The following is a 23,277-nucleotide window of genomic DNA, read 5'->3' on the forward strand; positions in this document are numbered from 1 at the left end:
TGAGCGTGTTGCGGTGGGGGGGGGCCGGGGTTGGCCCCGCCCCCCCCCCCGGGCCCCGGGGGCACCAAGCACAAAGCCGCATCGCTCGGTGTGACCCTGCTGGCCGAGGGGTCCATCGATTTCAATGTGTCCGGGGTGATCGACCAGTTCTGGAAACTGACGGTCGACGGTCTCACCTACGGCTCGATCTACGCGCTGGTCGCCGTCGGCTATACGCTGGTCTACGGCGTGCTGCGACTGATCAACTTCGCCCACTCCGAGATCTTCATGCTCGGTATGTTCGGTACGTACGTGGGGTTGGAGCTGCTCGGCTTCGCCCCGAGCGGCAATGTGTATTCCCAGGGTGTCGTCCTGACGATCACCTATCTCGGCCTGGCGATGCTGTTCGGCATGCTGGTCTCGGGCATCGCCGCCGTCGGCCTGGAACGCGTCGCCTACCGGCCACTGCGCAGGCGCGGCGCCAAACCGCTCGCCTTCCTCATCACCGCGATCGGTATGTCGTTCGTGATCCAGGAATTCGTGCACTACATCCTGCCCAAGATCAAGCCGGGTCTCGGCGGTTCCAACGCTCAGACCGGCATCCGGCTGGTCGAGCCGAAGGTGCAGTTCACCTTCCTCGGCGCGCAGGTGACCAATGTGGCGCTGGTGATCTTCGCGGCGGCGATCGTGCTCGCGATCATCACCGAGGTCGTCATCAACCGGACCAAGTTCGGCCGCGGCATCCGTGCCGTGGCCCAGGATCCCGACACCGCAACCCTCATGGGCGTCTCGCGGGAACGGGTCATCATGCTGACCTTCCTCATCGGCGGCCTGCTGGCCGGCGCGGCCGCCATGCTGTACACGCTCTACATTCCCACCGGCATCATCTTCTCCGGCGGATTCATTCTCGGTATCAAGGCTTTCAGCGCCGCGGTCCTCGGTGGCATCGGCAACCTGCGCGGCGCACTGCTCGGCGGGTTGATCCTCGGCGTCGCCGAGCAGTACGGGCAGATCCTGTTCGGCACCGAATGGCGTGACGTGGTCGCGTTCGTGCTGCTGGTGACCGTGCTGATGTTCCGGCCCACCGGCATCCTCGGTGAGAGTCTGGGGAGGGCACGCGCATGACCGACACGACGAAAACCGCAGTGGCGCAACAGGACAAGCGTGGCATCGGCGACGCGATCCGCAGCTGGTGGGACGGGCTCTCGCGGCCCGGCCAGTGGGCGGTCGGCATCCCGGTGCTCGCGGTGCTCGCGCTGCTTCCGTTGTTCCCGCCGCCGTTGCTCGACACGCCGGGCGCGAGTTTCGCGGGTGTGATGGCGCAGTTCGCCATGTACGCGCTGATCGCGATCGGCCTGAACGTGGTGGTCGGCCAGGCCGGTCTGCTCGACCTCGGTTACGTCGGTTTCTACGCCGTCGGCGCCTACACCGTCGGCCTGCTGACCAGCCCGAACAGTCCGTGGAACCAGACCGATGGTGGTTGGCTCGAACCCGGCTGGGCCTGGGTGGCGTGCCTGCCGCTCGCGGTGGCGCTCACCGCGGTGGCCGGTCTGATCCTCGGCGCGCCGACCCTCCGGTTGCGCGGTGACTACCTGGCCATCGTGACGCTCGGCTTCGGTGAGATCGTGCGCCTGATGGCCGACAACCTCGGCGATCTCACCAACGGCAGCCTCGGGTTGTCCAAGATCTCCTATCCGGAAGTCGGCGAGTCGGAGACCAAACCGGGCGGATTCTTCTCCCCGGGCAACCTCGGTGACCCCGACAGCTGGAATCCGTTCACCAGGGCGAGCAACGGCGCCTGGTGGTTCTGGCTCGGCCTGGCGCTGGTCGTGGTCGTGCTGCTGGTGATCGGCAACCTCGAGCGCAGCCGGGTCGGTCGCTCCTGGGTCGCGATCCGCGAAGACGAGGACGCCGCCGAGATCATGGGCGTGCCGACGTTCAAGTTCAAGCTGTGGGCGTTCGTGATCGGTGCGTCGGTCGGCGGCCTGTCGGGCGCGATGTACGCCGGTCAGGTCACCTACGTCAACCCCAAGCAGTTCGACATCATCTTGTCGATGCTGTTCCTGTGCGCGGTGGTGCTCGGCGGATCGGGCAACAAGCTCGGTGTGATCGTCGGCGCGTTCCTCATCGCCTACCTGCCGGTTCGGCTGCAATCGGTGCAGTTGGTTTCCAACGAATCGACCGGTTATCTGCTGCTCGCGGTCGATGTCGCGGTCCTGGTCGGGCTGTGGCTGCTGTGGCGGTGGCGGGGCAACACGCTGGGGGTGTGGGCCACGCGCGCGGTGACCACCGTCGCGGTGGTCGCGGTGATCCTCGGGCTGCTGTTGCTCGGCAGTGTGCTGCTGCACCGCCAGGGCGGCGCGCAGTCCCTCGGTGACCTGAAGTACCTCTACTTCGGCATCGCGCTGGTGGTGATGATGATTCTGCGACCGCAGGGCCTGTTCCCGGTGCGGCAGAAACTGCTCACCTACGGCAGACAGGTGTACCAGGCCGTGCGCAAGCCGGCCGAACTGATCGGAGCAAGGCGATGACCGGGCCGGGCGCGGGCGACGCGCTGTACGACAACGAGGACATGGCCGCCGGGTACAAGGCGGCACCGGAGGTCGAGCCCGCGGGCGAGGTCGACGTGACCGCGGTGATGCCGGAACTGGGCGACGCCGAGGCCGTGGCCGACGTGGTCGCACCGCACCGCGCGATCGAGACCGCCGTCGGTGAGCCGCTGTTGCGCACCGACGGGCTGACGGTGAAATTCGGTGGCCTGACGGCTCTGGACGGGGTGAGTTTCGAGATCCGCCGCGGCGAGATCCTCGGGCTCATCGGCCCCAACGGCGCGGGCAAGACCACCTGCTTCAACGCCATCACCGGTGTGTACAAGCCAGCGGCGGGCAGCGTGCACTTCGACGGCAAACCGCTGGCCAAGACCAAGCGCAACGAGATCACCCGGCTCGGGATCGCGCGCACCTTCCAGAACGTGCGGCTGTTCGGGGAGATGACGGCACTCGAGAACGTCGTCGTCGGCACGGACGCGCGCCACACCACCTCGGTGCCCGGCGCGGTGTTCCGCACCGCCAAGCACCGGCGCGAGGAACGCGACGCCATCGAGCGCGGTATGGCCCTGCTCGAATTCGTCGGCATCGCACCGCGCGCGGTGGAGAAGGCGCGCAACCTGTCCTACGGCGACCAGCGCAGGCTCGAGATCGCGCGAGCGCTGGCCACCGAGCCGAAACTGCTGTGCCTGGACGAGCCGGCCGCCGGGTTCAACCCCAGCGAGAAGTCGGCGCTGATGGACCTGATCCGCAAGATCCGCGACGACGGGTACACCGTGCTGCTCATCGAGCACGACATGCGGCTGGTGATGGGCGTGACCGACCGCATCGTGGTGCTCGAGTTCGGCCGCAAGATCGCCGACGGGCTGCCGACCCAGGTGCGCGAGGATCCGGCGGTGATCGCGGCCTACCTCGGTGTGCCCGACGCGGATACGGTGGCCGAGGTGCGGGAGGGAGCCGATGCCGCCGCGGCGGAGGGCGCGACTCCGGCGGCGGGGGCGACCGTGGCGAGTACCACGGTGCTCGAGAAGGACGAACCCGCCGAGCCTGCCGCACAGACACCGCTGCTCGAAGTGCGCGACATGGTGGTGCACTACGGCCGGATCGAAGCGCTGCACGGTATTTCGCTGTCGGTCGCGCCGGGCGAGCTGGTCACATTGCTCGGTGCCAACGGCGCGGGCAAGACCACGACCATGCGGGCGCTGTCGGGTCTGCTGCCGCTCACCTCGGGGCGGATCCTGTTCGAGGGCAAGGACATCACCACGATGAAGGCCCACGACCGGGTGGTCGAGGGTCTCATCCAGGCACCCGAGGGTCGCGGGGTCTTCCCCGGCATGACGGTGCTGGAGAACCTCGATATGGGTTGCTACGGCAGGCCTTTCGACGACAAGGCGGAGTATCAGAAGACGCTCGAGTGGGTGTTCGAGTTGTTCCCACGGCTGGCCGAGCGCCGCAAGCAGGTGGGTGGCACGCTCTCCGGTGGTGAGCAGCAGATGCTGGCCATCGGGCGCGCGCTGATGGCACGGCCCAAGTTGCTACTGCTCGACGAGCCGTCGATGGGTCTGGCGCCGATGGTGATCCAGCAGATCTTCCGGATCATCAGTGAGATCAACCGGCAGGGCACGACCGTGCTGCTGGTCGAGCAGAACGCCCAGCAGGCGCTGACGCGCAGCGACAGGGCCTACATCCTGGAAACCGGTGAGGTGACCAAGACCGGTGCCGGTGCCGATCTGCTGACCGACTCGGCGGTGATGTCCGCGTATTTGGGCGTGGATTGATCGGGTACTGAGGAGGCCGGGCACGCTGCCACAGCGTGCCCGGCCTTTTTTCCGAGCACGCCCGCGCACCAATAGCCGCGGTGTCGGTGGGTGTCCCTACACTCATGCGGGTGAGTTCACCGACGACTGCTCAGGCATCGACTACGACCACTGCCGCGGAGGGCGAGCGGCCGACGCTGCTGCTGCTCGATGGGCATTCCATTGCCTATCGTGCGTTTTTCGCGCTACCGGCGGAGAACTTCAAGACCGTCACGGGGCAGACGACGAACGCGGTGTACGGGTTCACGTCGATGCTCATCAACCTGCTGCGCGACGAACAGCCGACGCATGTGGCGGCGGCCTTCGATGTGTCGCGCAAGACGTTCCGGACCGAGGCCTACCCGGAGTACAAGGCGAATCGCAGCGCTACGCCCGACGAGTTCCGCGGGCAGGTCGAGCTCACCAAAGACGTGCTGGGGGCCATGGGCATCCCGGTGATGGCGATCGACGGGTACGAGGCCGACGATGTGATCGCCACGCTCACCACCCAGGCGCAGGCGCAGGGGTATCGGGTGCTGATCGTCACCGGTGACCGGGACGCGATCCAGCTGGTCAACGACGATGTCACGGTGCTCTACCCGAAGAAGGGCGTCTCGGATCTCACGCGGTTCACCCCGGCCGAGGTGGAGACGAAATACGGACTCACTCCCGCCCAGTACCCGGACTACGCGGCGCTGCGCGGCGACCCGAGCGACAACCTGCCCGGCATTCCGGGGGTGGGGGAGAAGACGGCGGCGAAGTGGATCCGCGAGTACGGCGACCTCGCCACGCTGGTCGAGCGGGTCGACCAGGTGAAGGGCAAGGTAGGCGACGCGCTGCGCGCGAACCTGTCGAGTGTGGTCCTCAACCGCCAGCTCACCGAAATGGTGCGTGAGGTACCGCTGGCCTACACCCCCGACCAGCTCATCAAGGCGCCCTGGGACCGGGAGAAGATCCATCAGCTCTTCGACGACCTGGAATTCCGGGTGCTGCGCGATCGGCTGTTCGACACCCTCGGTTCGCCCGAGCCCGAAGCCGAGTCGGGTTTCGAGATCAGCGGCGGCGCACTCGACCAGGGCGCGGTCGCGGACTGGCTGGCAGAGCACGCGAAAGCAGGTGCGCGCCACGGGCTTTCGATCGTCGGCACGGGTACGCCGGTGCACGGTGAAGCCCGGGCGCTCGCGATCGCCGCGGCCGATGGCGAGGGCGGCTACATCGACCTGACCGTGCTCACGCCCGAGGACGAGACGGCGCTGGCGGCCTGGCTCGCCGACCCGGCGGTCGCCAAGGCGCTGCACGAGGCGAAGTCGGCAGGCCACGCCCTGCGCGGGCGCGGTTTCACCCTGGCCGGGCTCACCACCGATACCGCGCTGGCCGCCTACCTGGTCCGTCCGGGCCAGCGCAGCTTCAACCTCGACGACCTGTCGCTGCGCTATCTCAAGCGCGAACTGCGCGCCGAGACCAGCGAGCAGACCCAGCTGTCGCTGCTCGACGACGAGGACAGCGTCGCGGAGGGCATCGCCCGCGAGGAAATGCTGCGCGCCCGCGCGGTCGCCGACCTGGCCGTCGCCTTGGACGAGGAACTGGCCAAGATCGAATCCACCGCCCTGCTCGAGGAGATGGAGCTGCCGCTGCTCGGCGTGCTCGGCGAGCTGGAGCAGGCGGGTATCGCCGTCGACGTCACCCAGCTCGAGAATCTGCAGCAGCAGTTCGCCGACCGTGTCAGCGAGGCCGCCAACGCCGCCTACGACGTGATCGGCAAGCAGATCAACCTCGGTTCGCCCAAGCAGCTGCAGGTGGTGCTGTTCGACGAACTCGACATGCCGAAGACCAAGCGCACCAAGACCGGTTACACCACCGACGCCGATGCGCTGGAATCGCTGTTCGAGAAGACCGGCCACGCCTTCCTCGAACACCTGCTCGCCCACCGCGACGCGACCCGGCTCAAGGTGACCGTCGACGGCCTGCTCAAGTCGGTCGCCGACGACGGTCGCGTGCACACCACGTTCAACCAGACCATCGCCGCCACCGGTCGCCTGTCCTCGACCGAACCGAACCTGCAGAACATCCCGATCCGCACCGATACCGGCCGCATGATCCGCGACACCTTCGTGGTCGGCCCCGGCTACTCGGAGCTGATGACCGCCGACTACAGCCAGATCGAGATGCGCATCATGGCGCACCTGTCGGGCGACGCGGGCCTGATCGAGGCGTTCAATTCGGGGGAGGACCTGCACACCTTCGTCGCGTCCAAGGCGTTCGACATCCCGCTGTCGGAGGTGACGCCGGAGATGCGCCGCCGCATCAAGGCGATGTCCTACGGCCTTGCCTACGGTCTGAGCTCCTACGGCCTCAGCGCCCAGCTCAAGATCAGCACCGCCGAGGCGAAGGACCAGATGGAGGTCTACTTCGACCGCTTCGGCGGCATCCGCGACTACCTGTCGGAGGTCGTCGAGGCGGCCCGCAAGGTCGGCTACACCCAGACCCTGTTCGGTCGTCGCCGCTACCTGCCCGATCTGGACTCGAGCAACCGCCAGCGCCGCGAGGCCGCCGAGCGGATGGCGCTCAACGCCCCCATCCAGGGCACCGCCGCCGACATCATCAAGGTCGCCATGATCAACGTCCACACCGCGATCCGCGAGGCGGGCCTGCGCTCGCGCATGCTGCTGCAGATCCACGACGAACTCGTCTTCGAGGTGGCCGAGGGTGAGCGCGAAGCGCTGGAAGCCCTCGCGCACGAACAGATGGCGAACGCGATCGAGCTGTCGGTCCCGCTCACCGTCTCGGTAGGCACCGGGCGCAGCTGGGACGCCGCCGCACACTGAGTCCACCGGCCACGACCTGGCGCGTTCGTCCAAGACGGCGCGCCGGTCGCGGTCCTAAGGTGGTGGTGATCGACCGAAGGAGTTGAGCATCATGACCGGATTCGTCGCGACCGTGCGGACCGACGTCGACGCCTCTCCACAGCGGGTGTGGGAGGTGCTGACCGACCCAGCGCAGATCCGCAAGTTCATGTTCGGTGCCGAGGTGCGCACCGATTGGCAGCCGGGTAGTTCGATCACCTGGACGGGGGAGTTTCAGGGCAGGGCATACGAGGACCGCGGTGAGATCCTCGCCGCAGAGCCCGGCCGGTTGCTGCGCATGACGCATTACAGCCCCTTGAGCGGGCAGCCCGACATTCCCGCGAACTACCACACCCTCACCTACGAGCTCACCGGTGACGACACGACGACACACCTGTCGCTGAGTCAGGACAACAACGCCACCGAGGCGGACGCCGAGCACTCCCGGCAGATGTGGACCGCCCACGTCGACGGGATCAAAGCGGCCGCCGAGGAGTGAACGCCCGACGGCAAACTCCCTTGTCGAACCGGATCGCAGCCCGTGGCCCCACGGCTCGGGGCGGTCGTGCCGATGCACCAGCGACGGCCCGCACAGTTGTGAGCACCCGCGACTCGCGAGTCGTCCCCGGCCACCGACCCCGATGTGTGACAGCATCGGCTCATGCCCGTCGACGTCATCCCCACCCCGCTGCCCGACTGCCTCGACATCACGCAGGCCTTCGCGCGCTCGTGGCCGGTCCGCCTGGGCGATACCGACGACCAGGACCGGCTGCGCCTCGACGCGGTCGCCCGGTACCTGCAGGACATCGGGTTCGATCATCTCGACGCGGTCGAAGACGGTGATATCCACCAGGCCTGGATCGTGCGGCGCACCGTTATCGACGTGTACGAGCCGATCGTGTTCGGCGACCGGGTGCAGTTGCGCCGCTGGGCCGACGCCCTGTCGAACCGCTGGTGCGATATGCGGATCCAGCTGAAAGGCGAATGGGGTGGGCACATCGAGGCGGCCGCGTTCCTGATCCATATCGACCCTGTGGCCGGGCGACCCGCCCGCATGACCGACACCTTCATGGCGCCGATGCTGGCCAGTACCACCGAGCACCGGTTGCGCTGGAAAGCCGCCCTCGCCGAACTCGACGACCCCGATGTGGAGACGGTGCCGTTCCCGCTGCGCGTCACCGATGTCGACCGCCTCGGCCACGTCAACAACGCCGTGTACTGGGAAGCTCTCGAGGAGACCCTCGCCGCTCACCCGGACACCCACGAACTGCCCTACCGGGCGGTCATCGAACATGTCGGCCCGGTGATGGCCCGAGACAAGGTCGTCCTGCGTACGAGCGTTCGTCCGAACGGTCTGCGGATGCAGATGGACGTGGACGGCTCGGCTCGCGCGCTGGCGTCGGTGACTGCGCTGTCTGCCCGCGCCGCGACCTGACGGCACCTTATTGCCGCACAGCGGCTTCCGTGCTCAGCGCTCGCGCGCGATCAACCGCGCGGACCTGCGGCCCAGATCTATTTCGTCGCGTGGCGGCGCACCGTCGGACGGGTTCTCCCGGTGCATCAGCGTGGTCTGCCGCTGTTCGAATTCGTGATGCTTGGACCCCTGGAACATGGCGGCCAGATGCTCGAAGCCCGTCGCGGCGACGGCCGGTCCACGGCGCTTGCGGGTCCAGGGCAGCACCCGGCTGCCGGTGAGCCGGTTGACAACCACTTCCAAGAGCGTGAGCAGGATGAGCCCGATCGCCAGCCCGGGGATCGTCATCGCGAAGACCGTACCCATGCGCTCACGGTACCCCGCCTCCGGTGAGTGGTCTCTGAGCTGCAGTGATGGTACTCACGAGTAGACACGTCGAGCGGGAAACAAGGTTGCGATTTCGCGACGACGCCCCTATTGTCGTAGTCGTGCCGAATCCCGCCGACCGCTTCGCCGCGCCGCTTGTCGCTCACCGCGACCGCGCGGTCGCTGCTGCGCAGACCGCGCCGGCAGCCACACGGCAGATTCTTCTCGTAGTAACCCGCCGTAGCGGGGTCTGATTCGGACCGGCCCCCTCGCTGCGGGCTGATTTCTCTTTTGTACTGCTGGTCCCCTCTGCCAACGAAGACATCTTCGGGAAGACCTCACCTGCAATGACACTGCTCACACTGGACCATGCCATGTTCGACGCCGCGCCCAAGGCCCTGCGCGCCGAGCTCCGTGGCCTCGACCCCGCCGACTTCGCCGACCGCTACATCCGGATCACCGGACCGGTCACCCTCGGCGAATTCACTTGTTCCGGAACGGATTTCACCGCCACTCTGGAACTCCGCAACCACCTGCGCACCGTCATCGCCGCCGGTAACCCGGTCGCCGCGATGACCTCGGCGCTCTACGACGAGGGCTACCCCCTCGAGATCCTCCGCTTCCACCAGCGCCGCACCGAGGCCGGTATCGCCACCTTCGTGCAGTGCGAGTTCAACGGCAAGCGTGGATGGGCCGCCGCCATGGGCGCCGGCGGCGCCGAGTCGACCGTGCGCGCCATGATCGCGGGCGTCAACTTGCTCGCCAACTGACAGATCGACGCGCAGGGCCCGTTCACCTCATGAAAGGTGAACGGGCCCTTGACGTTTCAGCGGTCGAGTAGGCGACCTATTCGGCAGGCGAGTTCTGCTGCTCGGCGATCTGCTTGCGCACCTCGTCCATGTCCAAACCCTTGACCTGGGTCACCAGATCCTCGAGCGCGGCGGCGGGCAGCGCCCCGGGCTGGGCGAACACGAGCACGCCCTCGCGGAAGGCCATGATGGTCGGGATCGACCGAATGTTGGCGGCGGCGGCGAGCCCCTGCTCGGCCTCGGTGTCGACCTTGCCGTGGACGACGTCGGTGTGCTTCTCCGACGACGCCTCGAAGGTCGGTGCGAAACTCTTGCAGGGCCCGCACCAGGAAGCCCAGAAATCGACGAGTACCACGTCGTTTCCGGTGACGACTTCGTCGAAGTTCTGCTGGGTCAGCGTCTGGGTGGCCATGACGTCCTCTCCTTGTCGGTGTCCTCGGCTGTAACGCCTCGGCGTCCCTCTATCTTCCACCGACTACCACATGCTCTTGCCGCGCGTCTCCGTCCCAACGGCGAATGCCCACCACAACGGCCGGAAATTCGTGGTCGGTGGCCACCGCGTCCACCGCCGCGCCGAGCTGTTCCGTGGTCACGCGGCGGGCGAGTGTCACGTGTGGTGTCCACGCGCCCGGCCGCGTGTTCGCCGGCATACCGGGGCACGGGCCGACCAGCTCGTCGACCCGGCGGTGCAGGTCGAGCAGTTCCTCGGTGACGATCACCGATCGCACGAGAATCGGCCTGCGTGCCCCGAAGATCAGCAGTCCGCCCAGGCGGACCGGCAACGGTGCGAACTCCAGGCCCGCCAGCGCCCGGTCGATCCTCGGCCAGATCTCGCGGGCCACCGCGACGGTGATGTGTGGTCGATGGGTTTCCCCGCGCGGGGCGGCAAGCCCGAGACGGGCCAGCTCGGCCCACTGCCTGCGGACCTCGGCCTCGCCCGCGTCGTCCAGGAGGAGCTCCACCGACTGCACCATGATCTGCAGAAACTAGTCGCTCCGGTATGTCCGCGTGCCGGTGGCGTGGCGGCAGGGGCGAGGATGGAGCGCGTGAACACGACGAAGGCGAGCGTGCGGCTCGGAGTGATCGACGGTGACGGCATCGGACCCGAGGTGGTGGCCGCCACCCGCGTGGTGGTCGACGAGGCGGTCGGCGCGGCCGGGCTCGACCCGGTGGACTGGGTGCCGCTGCGCATCGGCCACGACGCCATCGCCGAATTCGGTCATCCGCTGCCCGAGCAGACCCTCACGGCACTCGACGAGCTCGACGCCTGGGTCCTCGGCCCGCACGACAACGCCTCCTACCCGGCCGACATGCGGGTGGCGCCCGGCGGTGCCATCCGCAAGCGCCTCGGTCTGTACGCGAATATCCGTCCCGCCGTGGCCTTCCCAGGAGTGCGTGCGACGGCAGCCGATATCGACCTGGTGATCGTGCGGGAGAACAGCGAGGGCTTCTATGCCGATCGCAATATGTTCGCCGGGTCGGGGGAGTTCAAGCCGACCGAGGACGTGGCCATGGCGGTGGCCGTGGTCACCCGGCAGGCGTGCGAACGGATCGCCCATCAGGCGCTGCGGTTGGCGCGGGGACGGCGCAAGCGGGTCACGGTGGTGCACAAGGCGAACGTCCTACCGATGACCACCGGCCTCTTCCGTGACGTGTGCTACGAGATTGCCGAGCAGTATCCGGACGTGCGGGTCGACGACGCGCACGTCGACGCGATGGCCGCGCACCTCGTGCGCGCGCCCGGCGAGTTCGACGTGATCGTCACCGAGAACCTCTTCGGTGACATCCTCTCGGACCTGGCGGGCGAGCTGAGCGGGTCGCTCGGCATGGCGCCCTCGCTCAACTGCTCCGATACCAAGGCGATGGCGCAGGCGGTGCACGGTGCCGCACCCGGTCTGGCCGGGCACAATCGGGCGAATCCGGTGGCCTTGCAACTGTCGGCGGCAATGTTGTTGCGCTGGTTGGGAGTTCGCGACGGAAATCGTGCGCTGAATGCGGCGGCGGACCGGATCTCCGGTGCGGTCGCGGCCACGCTCGCCGCCGGAGTCGCCACCGCGGATCTCGGCGGTCTCGCCTCGACCAGCGAATTCACCGAACAGGTCGCCGCCCGCGTGCACCGGAGGTGAACCCACCCCTTTCACATTCGCTGATTAATCTTCGGTTACTGTCGCACCACGCTGTGTCCGGTTCGCATACATTGCCAAACAGGCGCTGACACGTGGCCGGCGTCGACGTGAAATGTGGAGGCTCCTTTGTCTGTTCGAACTGTGCTCGGCCGCGGTGCCGTGCGGTTGCTCTGTACCGCCGCCGTGGGCGCGATGGTGTTGACCGGCTGCGCGGAAAACACCGAGGGCGATACCACCGAGGTCACCAAGGTCTCGGCCGAGAAGGTCGATGCGATCGCCGCGACGCTGCCCGACAAGGTGAAGCAAGCAGGCAAGATCGTCGTCGGCGTGAACGTGCCGTACCAGCCGAACGAGTACAAGGACGCCAGCGGCAAGATCGTCGGCTTCGACGTGGACCTGCTCGACGCGGTCGCCGCCACCCTCGGGGTGACGGTCGACTATCAGGAGTCCGCCTTCGAGAAGATCATTCCCGCGATCCAGGCAGGCACCTACGACGTGGGTATGTCCTCGATCACCGATTCGCGCGAACGCGAGCAGCAGGTCGATTTCACGACCTACTTCAACGCCGGTATCCAGTGGGCCCAGCAGACCGGCAAGACCATCGACCCGAACAACGCGTGCGGTAAGCGCGTCGCCGTTCAGGCCACCACGGTCGAGCACACCGAAGAGATTCCCGCCAAGAGCGCGAAGTGCGTCGCCGAAGGCAAGCCGCCGATCGATATGAAGCCGTTCGACGAGCAGAGCGCGGCGACCAACGCGCTCGTCCTCGGTCAGGTCGACGCGATGTCGGCCGATTCGCCGGTGACGGCGTACGCGATCAAGCAGAGCGAAGGCAAGATCGAGTCCTCGGGCCCGCTGTTCGACTCGGCGCCCTACGGCTGGGCCGTGCAGAAGGGTTCGCCGCTCGCGGTGTCGCTGCAGAAGGCGCTGCAGCACCTGATCGACAACGGCAAGTACGGCGAGATCACCACGAACTGGGGTGTCGAATCCGGTCAGATCAAGACCTCGGTTATCAACGGCGCAGTGAGCTGACGTGACCGACGAGAAAGACACGGTGGAGGTGCCCGGACCGGGCACCGAACCCGAACCGATCAAAGCGGTCCCGCTGCGCAGGCCGGGCCGCTGGATCGCGGCGGCAATCATCCTGATCCTGGTCGGATTGTTCGTCTACGGCGCTGCCACCAACCCCGCTTACAAGTGGGACACCTACGGCAGGTACCTGTTCGACAGCCGGATCACCCAGGGCGCGATCGTCACCCTGGAACTCACCGTGCTCGCGATGGCGATCGCGGTGGGTCTCGGCACGATCCTCGCGGTGATGCGCCTGTCGCCGAACCCGGTGCTGCGCACCACCGCGTGGGTGTACCTGTGGATCTTCCGCGGCACCCCGGTGTTCGTGCAGTTGGTGTTCTGGGGCTTGGTCCCGTCGCTGTACAAGCAGATCGACCTCGGTGTGCCGTTCGGTCCGCAGTTCTTCCATATCGACGTGCAGAACCTGCAGGCCGCGTTCCTGTTCGCGGTGATCGGTCTCGGCCTCAACGAAGCCGCGTACATGGCCGAGATCGTGCGCGCGGGCATCAACTCCGTCGGCGAGGGTCAGCGGGAGGCGTCCATCGCCCTCGGCATGTCATGGACGCAGACCATGCGCCGCACGGTGCTGCCGCAGGCGATGCGGGTGATCATCCCGCCCACTGGCAACGAGCTGATCGGCATGCTCAAGACCACCTCGCTGGTGACTGCGATCCCCTTGAGTACCGATCTGTTCGGCCGTGCCCGCGACATCTACGGCGTGAACTTCCAGCCGATCCCGCTGCTGCTCGTCTGTGCCACCTGGTACCTGGCGATCACCAGCGTGCTGATGGTCGGGCAGTACTACTTGGAACGGTATTACTCGCGCGGTGCCACCCGGCAGCTGACGGCCAAGCAGCTCGAGGAACTGGCCACGGCGCAGGCGGCGGTGAAGGCGAAATGAGCGAAGCAGTGACCGCACCTCCCATGGTGCTCGCCGATCGGGTGTGCAAGAACTTCGGTGCGCTGCAGGTGCTCAAGGGCATCTCGCTCGAGGTGCACCGGGGCAAGGTGCTCACCCTGGTCGGCCCGTCGGGCTCGGGTAAGTCGACCTTCCTGCGTTGCATCAACCACCTCGAGCAGGTGAACGCCGGCAGGCTCTACGTCGACGGCGAACTCGTGGGCTACCGGGAGAAGAACGGCAAGCTCTACGAGATGCATCCGCGCGATGCCGCGGTCCAGCGCCGCGACATCGGCATGGTGTTCCAGCACTTCAACCTGTTCCCGCATCGCACGGCCCTCGAGAACGTCATCGAGGCGCCCACCCAGGTGCGTGGCATCCGCAAGTCCGAGGCGATCGCCCGGGCCGAGGAACTGCTCGAGCGGGTCGGTCTGTCGGCCAAGCGCAATGCCTACCCCGCGCAGCTCTCGGGCGGTCAGCAGCAGCGGGTGGCGATCGCGCGTGCGCTGGCCATGGATCCCAAACTGATGCTATTCGACGAGCCGACCTCGGCGCTGGACCCCGAACTGGTCGGTGAGGTGCTCACGGTCATGCGTGAGCTGGCCGATTCGGGTATGACGATGCTGGTGGTGACCCACGAGATGGGCTTCGCCCGCGAAGTCGCCGACGAGCTGGTGTTCATGGACGGCGGTGTGGTGGTGGAGTCGGGACCGCCGCGTGAGCTGCTGTCCAACCCTCAGCACGAACGGACGAAGTCCTTCCTCTCACGTCTGCTCTGAGAGATCGACCCGAACGGCCCTGCGGTGATCCGCGGGGCCGTTCGTCGTCAGGACTCCAGTCGTTCGAGGGACACCTGGGCCTGGGCGATGCGGCGGATGGCGGCGAGGGCGGTGTCGCCCAGGACGGTCAGGACGACGACCGCGTCGACGACGGCGTCGCGCTCACCTGCCGAAAGTGCCGTGGCGACATCGGTTTCGGCGACGATGCGCGCGCCGTCGAAGTAGGCGGGCAGCGCGGTCTCGCCCCACTCGGGGTAACCGAGCTGGGCGGCGCGCACGAGGACGGCGCTGAGGGCCTCGATCAGCGGCTGGGCCGGTTTCATCGACCATCCCCGCCGATCCATTTCCCTGCGCACGGTCTCGTAGGCGCGCTCCCACTCGGCGTCGGAGGCGGCGGGGGCGGGGGAGATGAGGCTGCCCTGCACCACGCCCAGCAGGCTGAACATCGGCAGGTCGGGGGTGTCGACGGCCCGCAGTACGTCACCGACCGTGGCCACCGGTAGCCCGCCGACCTCGATCAGCGCGCGCACCAGGCGCAACCTGCGCAGATGCTCGTCTCCGTAACTGGCCTGGTTGGGGCCGGTGCGTTCGCCGGGCGGCAGCAGCCCTTCACGCAGGTAGTACTTGATCGTCGCCACCGCGATGCCGCTGCGTTCGCTCAACTCAGAGATCCGCACCGTCGCCTCCTTCGTTCGCCCCCTCTTGCTTAGCGCCCCATTCGTGGATAGTCTAACTATCCATAACGGATAGTGTAGCTATCTAGAACGTCGGGAGATTCGCATGTCCGTCCCCATCACAGAGTCCTTGCCTCGCCGCCACGCCCCACTGCATCGGCCGCTGCTGTACTTCGCCGCCGTCAACGTGGTCCTGTCGGTGGTGACCGTCGTCGGAATGCTGGTCGACGACCGGGTGATCGCCGGATCGACCGCCTGGTTCAAGCCGTCCAAGTTCGCACTGTCGTTCGTGCTCTACAGCGTGGCGCTGGCCTGGCTGATCTCGTTGCGGCCCAAGCCATCCCGATTCCTGTGGTGGATGGCCACGGTGATCGTGATCGCCGGAACCATCGAGCAGGTGATCATCGTCGGGCAGGTGGTGCGCGGTACCCGCAGTCACTTCAACACGACGACAGTGTTCGACACGGTGCTCTGGGTGACGATGGCCGTCACCATCGTCGTGCTGTTCCTCGCGACGATGGCCGTCGCGGTCGGTCTGTGGCGCGCCCGTATCGGCGATGCCGCCGTCACCTGGTCGATCCGGCTCGGGCTCGCGATCACCCTCGTCGGTCTGGCGCTCGGGCAGCTGATGCCCATGCAGAAAACGGGGGTGGAGGGCATCGCGGGCGCGCACACCGTCGGTGCGCCCGACGGCACACCGGGTATGCCGATCACCGGCTGGAGCACCACCAACGGTGACCTGCGCATTCCGCACTTCGTCGGCATGCACGCGTTGCAGATCCTGCCGCTGCTCGCCGCCGGGCTCGTGGTCCTCGCGCCACGGATTCCGCTGCTGCGGCACGCCCGCGTGCGGCTCGGCCTGATCCTCACCGCCTCGGGTGGTTACGCCGCGGTGCTGGCCCTGGTGACCTGGCAGGCGCTGCGTGGGCAGCCGCTCGTCCACCCGGACCGGACAACCCTTGTCGTCGCCGCGGTGATCGCCGTGGGAGTTGTTGTCGGAGTATTGGTTTCGTTCGCGAGCGCGATCGGGAACCGGAAGGTGGTCACCGCATGAGCACGCTGTTCGACCTGTCGTTCTATGTCACGGTGCCGTTCTGGGCGCTGATGATCTTCGCGCCGACGTGGCGGCGCACCCGCCCGGTCATCGCCTCACCGTGGATCGTCGCGCCGTCCCTGGTGATCTGGGCGATCGTGGCGATCCCGGTCCTGGGGACCCTGTGGTCGCTGGTGACCTCGCCGTCGCTGGCCGCCATTACCGCCGCCGCCGCCGAACCCGCGGTCCTGACCGCGCTGTGGGCCCAGATCCTCGCCTGGGACCTGTTCCTCGGCCGCTGGATCTACCTCGACAGCCGTGACCGCGCCATCCACCCGCTGCTCATGGGACCCCTGCTGGTCGGCACGATCCTGTTGTCGCCCATCGCGTTCCCGATCTATCTCGTGTTGCGGACAGTGGTGAGCCGGGCGCCGAATCCGCCCGCACCGCAGGCGGATCCGGCCATCGTGTGAACGCTGTCGGCGAGGTCAGCTGAGCCTGGTCAGTACGACGCGGTCGGCCAGCCGCTCCGGTTCGCCGGGCGGGGTGAAGTAGAGCTCCATGACCGTCCGATCCGACGACTCCAGCCTGATCACCGTGCGCATCGGGACGGACTTGCCGACATTGGCCGGTCCGGTGATGCCGGGGTCGGTGAACTCCCCGGTCATCGACAGCTCCGGTGCGTTGGCGCTGCCCTTGGCGCCACGGTAGGCCATGGTCAGCGGGGTGACGCTGTCGAAGGTCGACCATTCGTAGCGGTCGTCGACAGGGGAGTAGCCGAGCAGACCGAGCCGGTAGTAGGGGCGGTCGCCGAAGGTCCCGGTGACCTCCTCGCGCAGGAAGTTGCCGCCGGTCTCGGCGACCCAGCTCCACCGTGAGACCGCGTCGCGGGTGACGATCGGGTTCTCCGGCGTGCCGCCCGCGACGAACGTGGACTTCTCGGCCGTCCACTCGCCGACCAGTTGGTTCAGCCGTGCGTGCCCCGCGTCCTGGGGCACCTGCTGGGCGGTCGTCGGCGGTACCGGGGCGGCCGAGGTGTTGTCACCGCAGGCAGCCGATCCGAGCAGCGCGGCGGTGACCAGGACCAGCGGAGCGAGAGTGCGGAACAGTCTGGTGCGCATCGTCTTTCAGTTCTCGTCGAAGGTGGTGTCGCGCGAGACTTTCTCCCAGGTCAGCACGTCGTCACGGACGGCGTCGAGGTGGCCGAGCACCGCGTCGACCGAGTCGGACCCCAACGGCAATCGCAGCGGGGTGTGCTCGGCGGCGAGGGCGGTGCGGATGGCGGCGGCGGCCTTGGCGGGGTCGCCCGGCTGGGTGCCGTCGCCGCCCTCGACCATCCGGCGGGTGGCGCCCGCGGTGTCGGCGTACACCTCGGACTCGGCGCTGAAGGCGGCCGCGCCCGGCCCGAACAGGCCCGTGCGGAAGGCGCCGGGCTCCACGATCAGCACCTTGATCCCGAAAGGCGCCACTTCCTCGGCCAGCGCTTCCGACAGGCCCTCCAGTGCGAATTTCGTCGCGCTGTAGGCGGAGAACCCGGCGAAGGACAGTTGCCCACCGACGCTGCTCATCTGCACGATCGCACCGCTGCGCTGCGCGCGCATGTGCGGCAGGACCGCCCTGGTCAATGCCGCGGGGCCGAACAGATGCAGGTCGAACAGGGCGCGAAGTTCGGCATCGGTGGTCTCTTCCACCGCGCCCACATGGGTGCGGCCCGCATTGTTGACCAGCACATCGATGCGGCCGTGGCGGGCCACGACATCGGCGATCACCGTGTCGATACGGTCGGTGTCGGTGACATCGAGGGCGACGGTCTCGAGCTGATCGGGATGCGCGGCGACCAGATCGTCGAGGGCGGCGGTGCGCCGGGCGACGGCGATGACGATGTCGCCCGCCTCGATCGCCGCCTGCGCGATGGCCCGGCCGAAACCACTGCTCGCCCCGGTGACCAACCAGATCTGCGGAACACTCATCAGAACTCCTCTACCCGTTGATGTTTCGTCCCCGATCCTGCTCGAGTCCGCGGATGCCGTCCAAGACCCGTTGTGATAACCAATGGTTATGGATGTGCACGGGCGCGATCTGCGCTACTTCGTCGCGGTCGCCGAGCAGCTCACCTTCACCGGCGCCGCCGAACGGCTGTATGTGTCCCAGCCCGCGCTGAGCAAACAGATCCGCAAGCTCGAAAAGCAGGCCGGCACCGCATTGTTCGTGCGTGGACCGCGGTCGGTCACCTTGACGGCGGCGGGTGCGGCGCTGCTGCCGCACGCCCGCCAGGTACTCGCGGCGTGGGAGCTCGGCGAAGCCGCGGTCGCGGCCGCCAAGGCCACGCAGGCGGCGGTCCTGACGATCGGGATCAGCACGAGCCCGGGCCGTGGCATCCTGCCCGCCATCCGCTCCCGGTTCGGCACCGCCTTTCCACACGCGAAACCGATACTGCGCCAGTTCAGTTGGGAAGATCCGTCAGCAGGGCTGGCCGATGGATCAAGTGATGTCGCCTTCGTCTGGTTGCCGCTCGACCACGCCCGCTACGACTGGCACGTGGTCGCGACGGAACCGCGGCTGGTCGCCTTGCCGAGCACACACCGGCTCGCCACCCGCGACCAGATCGCCTTCGCGGATCTCCTCGCGGAACCCTTTCTGGCACTCCCGCATTCGGCCGGCATCCTGCGCGACTACTGGCTCGCCCTCGATGCCCGTGACGGGCGTGAACCCGTCATCGGCGCCGAGGTCTCGAGCACCGAGGAAACCTACGAGGCCCTGGTCAACGGCGACGGCGTCGTGTTGCTGGCCACCGGAAACGCACCGATGGTGACCCGCGACGGCGTGGTGTGCCGACCGGTCACCGGGATCAGCCCCTGCGAACTGGCCCTGGCCTGGCGCCGCGACGACACCCGCCCCCTGGTCCGCGGCTATGTGGCGGCATGCGGGCTGGCCCGGCGTGGGCGCCGGGCCGAGCACGGTGTCACAACGGCATGAGCAGGTGTTTGCGTGGCCCTCGGATCTCGCGCTTGTCGGCGAGCAGGCGCAGGGCCTTGCGGATTTCCAAGCGGGTCCGCGACGGTTCGATCACCGCGTCGATGTAGCCGCGTTCGGCGGCGATCCACGGGGTGGCCACGGTGGTGTTGTAGAAGTCGATCATCTGCTGACGCACCTGGCGGCGCTGTTCCTCGGGAACTGCGGCCAGCTGCTTCCGCTGCGTCAACCCGACCGCCGCCTCCGCGCCCATCACCGCGATACGCGCGGTCGGCCACGCCAGGTTCACATCGCCGCCGAGCTGCTTGCAGCCCATCACCGCGTAACCACCGCCGTAGGCCTTGCGCACGACGACGGTGACGATCGGCACGGTCGCCTCGACCACCGCGTAGAAGAACCGCCCGCCGCGCTTGATGACGCCGATCTTCTCTTCCTCGACGCCCGGCAGCACACCAGGCGTGTCGACGACGAACACCAGCGGCAACCCGAACGCGTCGCAGAGGCGGATGAAGTGGGCCGCCTTGTCCGAGCAGCGGGCATCGATCGCGCCGCTGGACACGAGCGGCTGGTTGGCGATCACGCCGACGCTTCGCCCGTCGACGCGCGCGAAACCGGTGATGAGATTGCGGGCGGCATTGCCACCGATCTCGTGGAAATCGCCGTCGTCGAAGATGCGTAACAGCACGTCGTACATGTCGTAACCGGCGCGATCGGAATCCGGAATCAGCGAGTCGAGTTCGTGATCGGACTCGGTGATCCCGGGTTCGAGGCCGGGATTCACCACCGGCGCCTCGTCGAAACAGCTCGACGGCATGTAGCTCAAATACGCTCGCGCCCAGTCGAAGGCGGCCTGCTCGTCGGCGGCGACGTGATGGATGTTGCCGTTCTGCGCCTGGTTGAACGCGCCGCCGAGCTCCTCGAGGGTGACCACCTCGCCGGTGGTCTCCCGAATGATCTCGGGACCGGTGACGAACATGTACGCCGACTCGGTGGCGATCAGCACATCGGTGTTGATCGGCGAATACACCGCTCCCGCAGCACATTTGCCGAGCATGATCGACACCTGCGGCACCAGTCCCGACAGCCGGAGCTGGCGGCGGCTCATGGCCGCGTACCAGGCCAGCGAGGTCACCGCGTCCTGCACACGGGCGCCGCCGGAGTCGTTGATCGCGATGAACGGGCACTGCACGTCGGCCGCGCGGTCCATGGCCATGGCCACCTTGCGGCCGAACATCTCACCGACCGACCCGCCGTACACGGTCTGGTCGTGGGCGATCACCACCACGGGGCGCCCGTCCACGGTTCCGTGCCCGGTGACCACGCCGTCGCTGTAGAGGCCGTCGCCCGGCTGCCGCACGAGGGCGCCGATTTCGACGAAACTGCCCTTGTCCAACAGCATGTCGATCCGTTCACGCGGACTCGGTATCCCCTTGGCCGCCCGCTTGGCGACGCCGGCTTCCCCCGCCGGCTCCTGTGCCGCCACCAGATTCTGCCGCAGCTCCCGCAACTTCCCCGCGGTTGTCGACTGCCCCATGTCGCGCCCTTCCTGTCGTGGTCGAGCTCTCCTTCATCAGTGTGGTGCGAGCCTAACGCCGCCGTGACGACGGCGGCGCGGGCGGCATCAGGTGCCGGTGCGCAGCGCGATCCGCAGCTGACCGAGCAGCACCTTGGCCGCCGGAGTGAGTGGCCGATCGGCTCGCCAGGCCAGCGCCAGCCTGCCACGGATCGCCGGCTCGACGATCGAGAGCACCCGAACCCCGAATCCCGCGGCTTCCTCGGCGCCGAGCGCGGGCACCACCGCCGTGCCGAGGCCGCGTGCGGCGAGCTCGAGCAGCAGCGGGGGAGCGGCCGCCTCGAAGGCGATCTCCGGAACGAAACGCGCGGCAGCACAGGAACGTTCGAAGATTCCGCGCAGGCCGGTGCCGCGGGGCAGACAGATGAGGCGTCGCCCGGTGAGTGCCCGCAGGGTGATGGTGTCGGCGGGTTCGTCGGCCTCGGCGGCGACCGCGGCGACGAGCGGCGTCTCGAGCACCACGTCGGTGGCGATGCCGGGTCCGAGCTCGGCACCGGTGAGGCCGACCAGGGCGAGGTCGAGGTCGTCGCGGTCGAGTGCGGCGAGCATGCGTTCGGACGTGTCCTCGGTCAGGCTGATCGCGACACCGGGGTGATCGTGGTGGAAGCCGGCCAGCACGCCCGCGATGTCGAACTCGTCGGCCGCCGCACCGGAGATGGCACCCAACCGCACCCGGCCGCGCAGCAATCCGCTGAACTCCTGGACGGTCTGGTCGATGCGATCGACGGCGGCCAGGGCGGCGCGGGCATGGTCGAGAACCGCCCGGCCGACCTCGGTCGGGGTGACGGTTCGGGCGCCGCGATCCAGGAGCCGCTGGCCGAGTTCGCGTTCGAGCTGTTTGAGCTGGGCGCTCAGCCCCGGCTGACTCAGGTGCAGGCGCTGGGCCGCTCGCGTGAAGCCGCCCTCGTCGACGACCGTCACGAAGTAGCGCAGCTGCCGCAGTTCCATAACCAGAGATTATAGGAGCCAGAAAAACTATCTGTTGGGCTTATTGCACCGAGGTGAGCACAGTGGAGTCATGACTGAAACCGCCACTTTCACCGGGCCCGTGTTCACCCCGGACGACGCCGGGTACCAGCAGGAAATCGCCGGGTTCCAGACCGCCTACGCTCACCGGCCCGCACTCGTCGCCGGCGCCGTCCACACCGAGGACGTGCGCGCCGCCGTGGAATACGCGGCGCGACACCGTCTTCCCCTCGCGGTGCAGGCCACCGGGCACGGTCTGTCGGTCGCCGTCGACGGCGGTGTGCTCGTCACCACCGGCCGGATGAACGCGATCACCGTCGACCCGGACAAACGAACCGCAAGGGTCGGCGCCGGTGTGCGGGCCGGCGCACTGGTCGAGGCGGCCGCCGCGCACGGGCTGGCCCCGCTGAACGGTTCCTCACCGTCGGTGGGTGTGGTCGGCTACGTGCTCGGCGGCGGCCTCGGCCTGCTCGGCCGCGAATTCGGTTACGCCGCAGATCATGTGCGCTCGATAGAACTCGTCACGGCGGACGGTCGCGTCCGTACCCTCGGCCCCGCCGACGAACTGTTCGCGGCGGTCCTCGGCACCGGCGGCAACTTCGGTGTGGTGACCGCCCTCGAACTCGACCTCGTGCCCGTCACCGAAATCTATGGCGGCCAGCTACTTTTCGACACCCCGCTTGTCGACACGGTGCTCGACACCTGGCGGCAGTGGAGTGCGACCGTGCCCGAGGAAATCACCTCAACCGTCGCCGTGCTGACCTTCCCCGACATTCCGCCGGTCCCGCAGCCGTTGCGCGGCAGGCATGTCGCCTCCATCCGGGTGGCGAGCACGTTGCCCGCCGAGGAGGCCGAGCGCCTGATCGCACCGTTGCGCGCGATCGGTGACCGTCTGCGCGACGACCTGCGCACCATGCCCTACACCGAATCCCACACGGTGCACAGCGATCCCGACTTCCCGCACGCCTACGCCGCGACCAACGCGCTGCTCGCCGACCTCACCCCGGAAGCGGTGGCCGCGCTGCGGGCGCAGACCGCACCCGGCGGACCGGTCGACGCCGTGATCGACATCCGTCATCTGGGTGGGGCGCTGCGCCGGGGGGCCGCGTCGATCGGTCACCGCGACGCCGAGTACATCGTGCGGGTCATCACCGACGCGGGCGCCGGCGACGCCGCTCCCGACGCGCTGGACACGGTGCGAAAAGCGCTGGCGCCGTGGACGATCGGCCACAGCCTCAACTTCCTCTACGGAGCGGGCGCCGCGGCAGGCCCCGAGCAGACCGCGGCGGGCTATCCACCTGCCGATTTCGACCGGCTGCGGGCCTTGAAGACGAAGTACGACCCGTACGGCATGTTCCGCGCCAATCGCACCATCCCCCGCGTGTAACCGGCGTTGTCGCCGCAGTCTGTATCTGCTATTGTAATGATATC

Annotated in this window: 23 protein-coding genes and 1 pseudogene; 16 read left to right on the plus strand and 8 right to left on the minus strand. The window is 67.9% G+C overall.

The genetic code is table 11. The features are described from left to right. Nucleotides 1-90: 90 nt before the first annotated feature. The 7 genes and pseudogenes from LDL21_RS28535 (at nucleotide 91) to LDL21_RS28565 (ending at nucleotide 8,599) form a co-directional block, all read left to right on the plus strand. Nucleotides 91-1,104, plus strand: a complete 1,014-nt coding sequence (locus LDL21_RS28535) for a branched-chain amino acid ABC transporter permease (RefSeq protein ID WP_225282508.1) — start codon at nucleotides 91-93, stop codon at nucleotides 1,102-1,104. Beyond that, nucleotides 1,101-2,510: a branched-chain amino acid ABC transporter permease gene (locus LDL21_RS28540; RefSeq protein WP_225282509.1), complete on the plus strand. Its 1,410-nt coding sequence runs from the start codon at nucleotides 1,101-1,103 to the stop codon at nucleotides 2,508-2,510. Before LDL21_RS28535 ends, LDL21_RS28540 begins: the two co-directional genes overlap by 4 nt. Beyond that, nucleotides 2,507-3,457 (plus strand): annotated as a pseudogene (locus LDL21_RS28545) (ABC transporter ATP-binding protein); the annotation flags it as partial. The gene LDL21_RS28540 and the pseudogene LDL21_RS28545, both read left to right, overlap by 4 nt. Nucleotides 3,458-3,607: 150 nt before the next feature. Then, on the plus strand, nucleotides 3,608-4,303 hold the full coding sequence (locus LDL21_RS28550; RefSeq protein WP_225282571.1) for an ABC transporter ATP-binding protein: 696 nt from the start codon (nucleotides 3,608-3,610) through the stop codon (nucleotides 4,301-4,303). Nucleotides 4,304-4,407: 104 nt separating this feature from the next. Further along, nucleotides 4,408-7,146, plus strand: a complete 2,739-nt coding sequence (gene polA / locus LDL21_RS28555; protein ID WP_225282572.1) for a DNA polymerase I — start codon at nucleotides 4,408-4,410, stop codon at nucleotides 7,144-7,146. 91 nt (nucleotides 7,147-7,237) lie between these two features. Beyond that, nucleotides 7,238-7,663: an SRPBCC domain-containing protein gene (locus LDL21_RS28560; RefSeq protein WP_225282510.1), complete on the plus strand. Its 426-nt coding sequence runs from the start codon at nucleotides 7,238-7,240 to the stop codon at nucleotides 7,661-7,663. 162 nt (nucleotides 7,664-7,825) lie between these two features. Then, the gene (locus tag LDL21_RS28565; protein WP_225282511.1) at nucleotides 7,826-8,599 is read left to right on the plus strand and encodes an acyl-[acyl-carrier-protein] thioesterase; all 774 of its coding nucleotides are present in this window, start codon (nucleotides 7,826-7,828) and stop codon (nucleotides 8,597-8,599) included. Nucleotides 8,600-8,632: 33 nt separating this feature from the next. Here the strand turns inward: LDL21_RS28565 and LDL21_RS28570 are convergent, their stop codons facing one another. After that, the gene (locus LDL21_RS28570) at nucleotides 8,633-8,944 is read right to left on the minus strand and encodes a DUF6191 domain-containing protein (protein WP_181697674.1); all 312 of its coding nucleotides are present in this window, start codon (nucleotides 8,942-8,944) and stop codon (nucleotides 8,633-8,635) included. 347 nt (nucleotides 8,945-9,291) lie between these two features. On the opposite strand from LDL21_RS28570, the gene LDL21_RS28575 reads away from it, so the two are divergent. Next, nucleotides 9,292-9,714 carry a 2-isopropylmalate synthase gene (locus LDL21_RS28575; protein ID WP_225282512.1) on the plus strand — a complete coding sequence of 141 codons (423 nt, stop codon included), beginning with the start codon at nucleotides 9,292-9,294 and terminating at the stop codon, nucleotides 9,712-9,714. 76 nt (nucleotides 9,715-9,790) lie between these two features. Here LDL21_RS28575 and trxA read toward each other — a convergent pair whose 3' ends face one another. Both trxA and LDL21_RS28585 read right to left on the minus strand, forming a co-directional pair. Further along, the gene (gene trxA / locus LDL21_RS28580) at nucleotides 9,791-10,165 is read right to left on the minus strand and encodes a thioredoxin (RefSeq protein WP_181697676.1); all 375 of its coding nucleotides are present in this window, start codon (nucleotides 10,163-10,165) and stop codon (nucleotides 9,791-9,793) included. 49 nt (nucleotides 10,166-10,214) lie between these two features. Further along, entirely contained in the window at nucleotides 10,215-10,715 is a 501-nt protein-coding gene (locus LDL21_RS28585) for a 2'-5' RNA ligase family protein (protein WP_225282513.1), read from the minus strand. Between the two features lie 75 nt (nucleotides 10,716-10,790). Between LDL21_RS28585 and LDL21_RS28590 the strand changes: the two genes are divergently transcribed. The 4 genes from LDL21_RS28590 (at nucleotide 10,791) to LDL21_RS28605 (ending at nucleotide 14,627) form a co-directional block, all read left to right on the plus strand. Next, complete coding sequence (locus LDL21_RS28590; protein ID WP_225282514.1) at nucleotides 10,791-11,879, plus strand: isocitrate/isopropylmalate dehydrogenase family protein; 1,089 nt, start codon at nucleotides 10,791-10,793, stop codon at nucleotides 11,877-11,879. Between the two features lie 192 nt (nucleotides 11,880-12,071). Next, complete coding sequence (locus LDL21_RS28595; protein WP_225282573.1) at nucleotides 12,072-12,911, plus strand: ABC transporter substrate-binding protein; 840 nt, start codon at nucleotides 12,072-12,074, stop codon at nucleotides 12,909-12,911. A 1-nt stretch (nucleotide 12,912) separates the two neighbouring features. After that, nucleotides 12,913-13,851, plus strand: coding sequence for an amino acid ABC transporter permease (locus tag LDL21_RS28600; RefSeq protein ID WP_181697679.1), 939 nt, complete (start codon nucleotides 12,913-12,915; stop codon nucleotides 13,849-13,851). 23 nt (nucleotides 13,852-13,874) lie between these two features. Further along, nucleotides 13,875-14,627: an amino acid ABC transporter ATP-binding protein gene (locus LDL21_RS28605; RefSeq protein WP_133734253.1), complete on the plus strand. Its 753-nt coding sequence runs from the start codon at nucleotides 13,875-13,877 to the stop codon at nucleotides 14,625-14,627. A 47-nt stretch (nucleotides 14,628-14,674) separates the two neighbouring features. Here LDL21_RS28605 and LDL21_RS28610 read toward each other — a convergent pair whose 3' ends face one another. Beyond that, nucleotides 14,675-15,304 carry a MerR family transcriptional regulator gene (locus LDL21_RS28610; RefSeq protein WP_225282515.1) on the minus strand — a complete coding sequence of 210 codons (630 nt, stop codon included), beginning with the start codon at nucleotides 15,302-15,304 and terminating at the stop codon, nucleotides 14,675-14,677. Between the two features lie 103 nt (nucleotides 15,305-15,407). On the opposite strand from LDL21_RS28610, the gene LDL21_RS28615 reads away from it, so the two are divergent. Together LDL21_RS28615 and LDL21_RS28620 are read left to right on the plus strand one after the other, a co-directional pair. Beyond that, complete coding sequence (locus tag LDL21_RS28615) at nucleotides 15,408-16,355, plus strand: hypothetical protein (protein WP_225282516.1); 948 nt, start codon at nucleotides 15,408-15,410, stop codon at nucleotides 16,353-16,355. After that, the gene (locus tag LDL21_RS28620) at nucleotides 16,352-16,807 is read left to right on the plus strand and encodes an ABA4-like family protein (protein ID WP_225282517.1); all 456 of its coding nucleotides are present in this window, start codon (nucleotides 16,352-16,354) and stop codon (nucleotides 16,805-16,807) included. The genes LDL21_RS28615 and LDL21_RS28620 overlap by 4 nt, the downstream gene beginning before the upstream one ends. Before the next feature lie 15 nt (nucleotides 16,808-16,822). Here LDL21_RS28620 and LDL21_RS28625 read toward each other — a convergent pair whose 3' ends face one another. Both LDL21_RS28625 and LDL21_RS28630 read right to left on the minus strand, forming a co-directional pair. Beyond that, complete coding sequence (locus tag LDL21_RS28625; protein WP_225282518.1) at nucleotides 16,823-17,455, minus strand: DUF1579 family protein; 633 nt, start codon at nucleotides 17,453-17,455, stop codon at nucleotides 16,823-16,825. A gap of 6 nt (nucleotides 17,456-17,461) precedes the next feature. Next, the gene (locus tag LDL21_RS28630) at nucleotides 17,462-18,304 is read right to left on the minus strand and encodes an oxidoreductase (RefSeq protein ID WP_225282519.1); all 843 of its coding nucleotides are present in this window, start codon (nucleotides 18,302-18,304) and stop codon (nucleotides 17,462-17,464) included. A gap of 88 nt (nucleotides 18,305-18,392) precedes the next feature. Between LDL21_RS28630 and LDL21_RS28635 the strand changes: the two genes are divergently transcribed. Further along, complete coding sequence (locus tag LDL21_RS28635; protein WP_225282520.1) at nucleotides 18,393-19,310, plus strand: LysR family transcriptional regulator; 918 nt, start codon at nucleotides 18,393-18,395, stop codon at nucleotides 19,308-19,310. Here LDL21_RS28635 and LDL21_RS28640 read toward each other — a convergent pair. Next, the gene (locus LDL21_RS28640) at nucleotides 19,297-20,841 is read right to left on the minus strand and encodes an acyl-CoA carboxylase subunit beta (protein ID WP_225282521.1); all 1,545 of its coding nucleotides are present in this window, start codon (nucleotides 20,839-20,841) and stop codon (nucleotides 19,297-19,299) included. The two genes, LDL21_RS28635 and LDL21_RS28640, sit on opposite strands and share 14 nt — an antisense overlap. An 87-nt stretch (nucleotides 20,842-20,928) precedes the next feature. Continuing rightward, nucleotides 20,929-21,828 (minus strand): LysR family transcriptional regulator, encoded by a 900-nt coding sequence (locus LDL21_RS28645; protein ID WP_225282522.1) that lies wholly within the window; start codon nucleotides 21,826-21,828, stop codon nucleotides 20,929-20,931. Between the two features lie 70 nt (nucleotides 21,829-21,898). Between LDL21_RS28645 and LDL21_RS28650 the strand changes: the two genes are divergently transcribed. Beyond that, nucleotides 21,899-23,233, plus strand: coding sequence for an FAD-binding oxidoreductase (locus LDL21_RS28650; protein WP_225282523.1), 1,335 nt, complete (start codon nucleotides 21,899-21,901; stop codon nucleotides 23,231-23,233). Nucleotides 23,234-23,277 lie beyond the last annotated feature (44 nt).

The sequence above is a fragment of the Nocardia rosealba genome, from assembly GCF_020216065.1.
Taxonomy (GTDB): domain Bacteria; phylum Actinomycetota; class Actinomycetes; order Mycobacteriales; family Mycobacteriaceae; genus Nocardia; species Nocardia rosealba.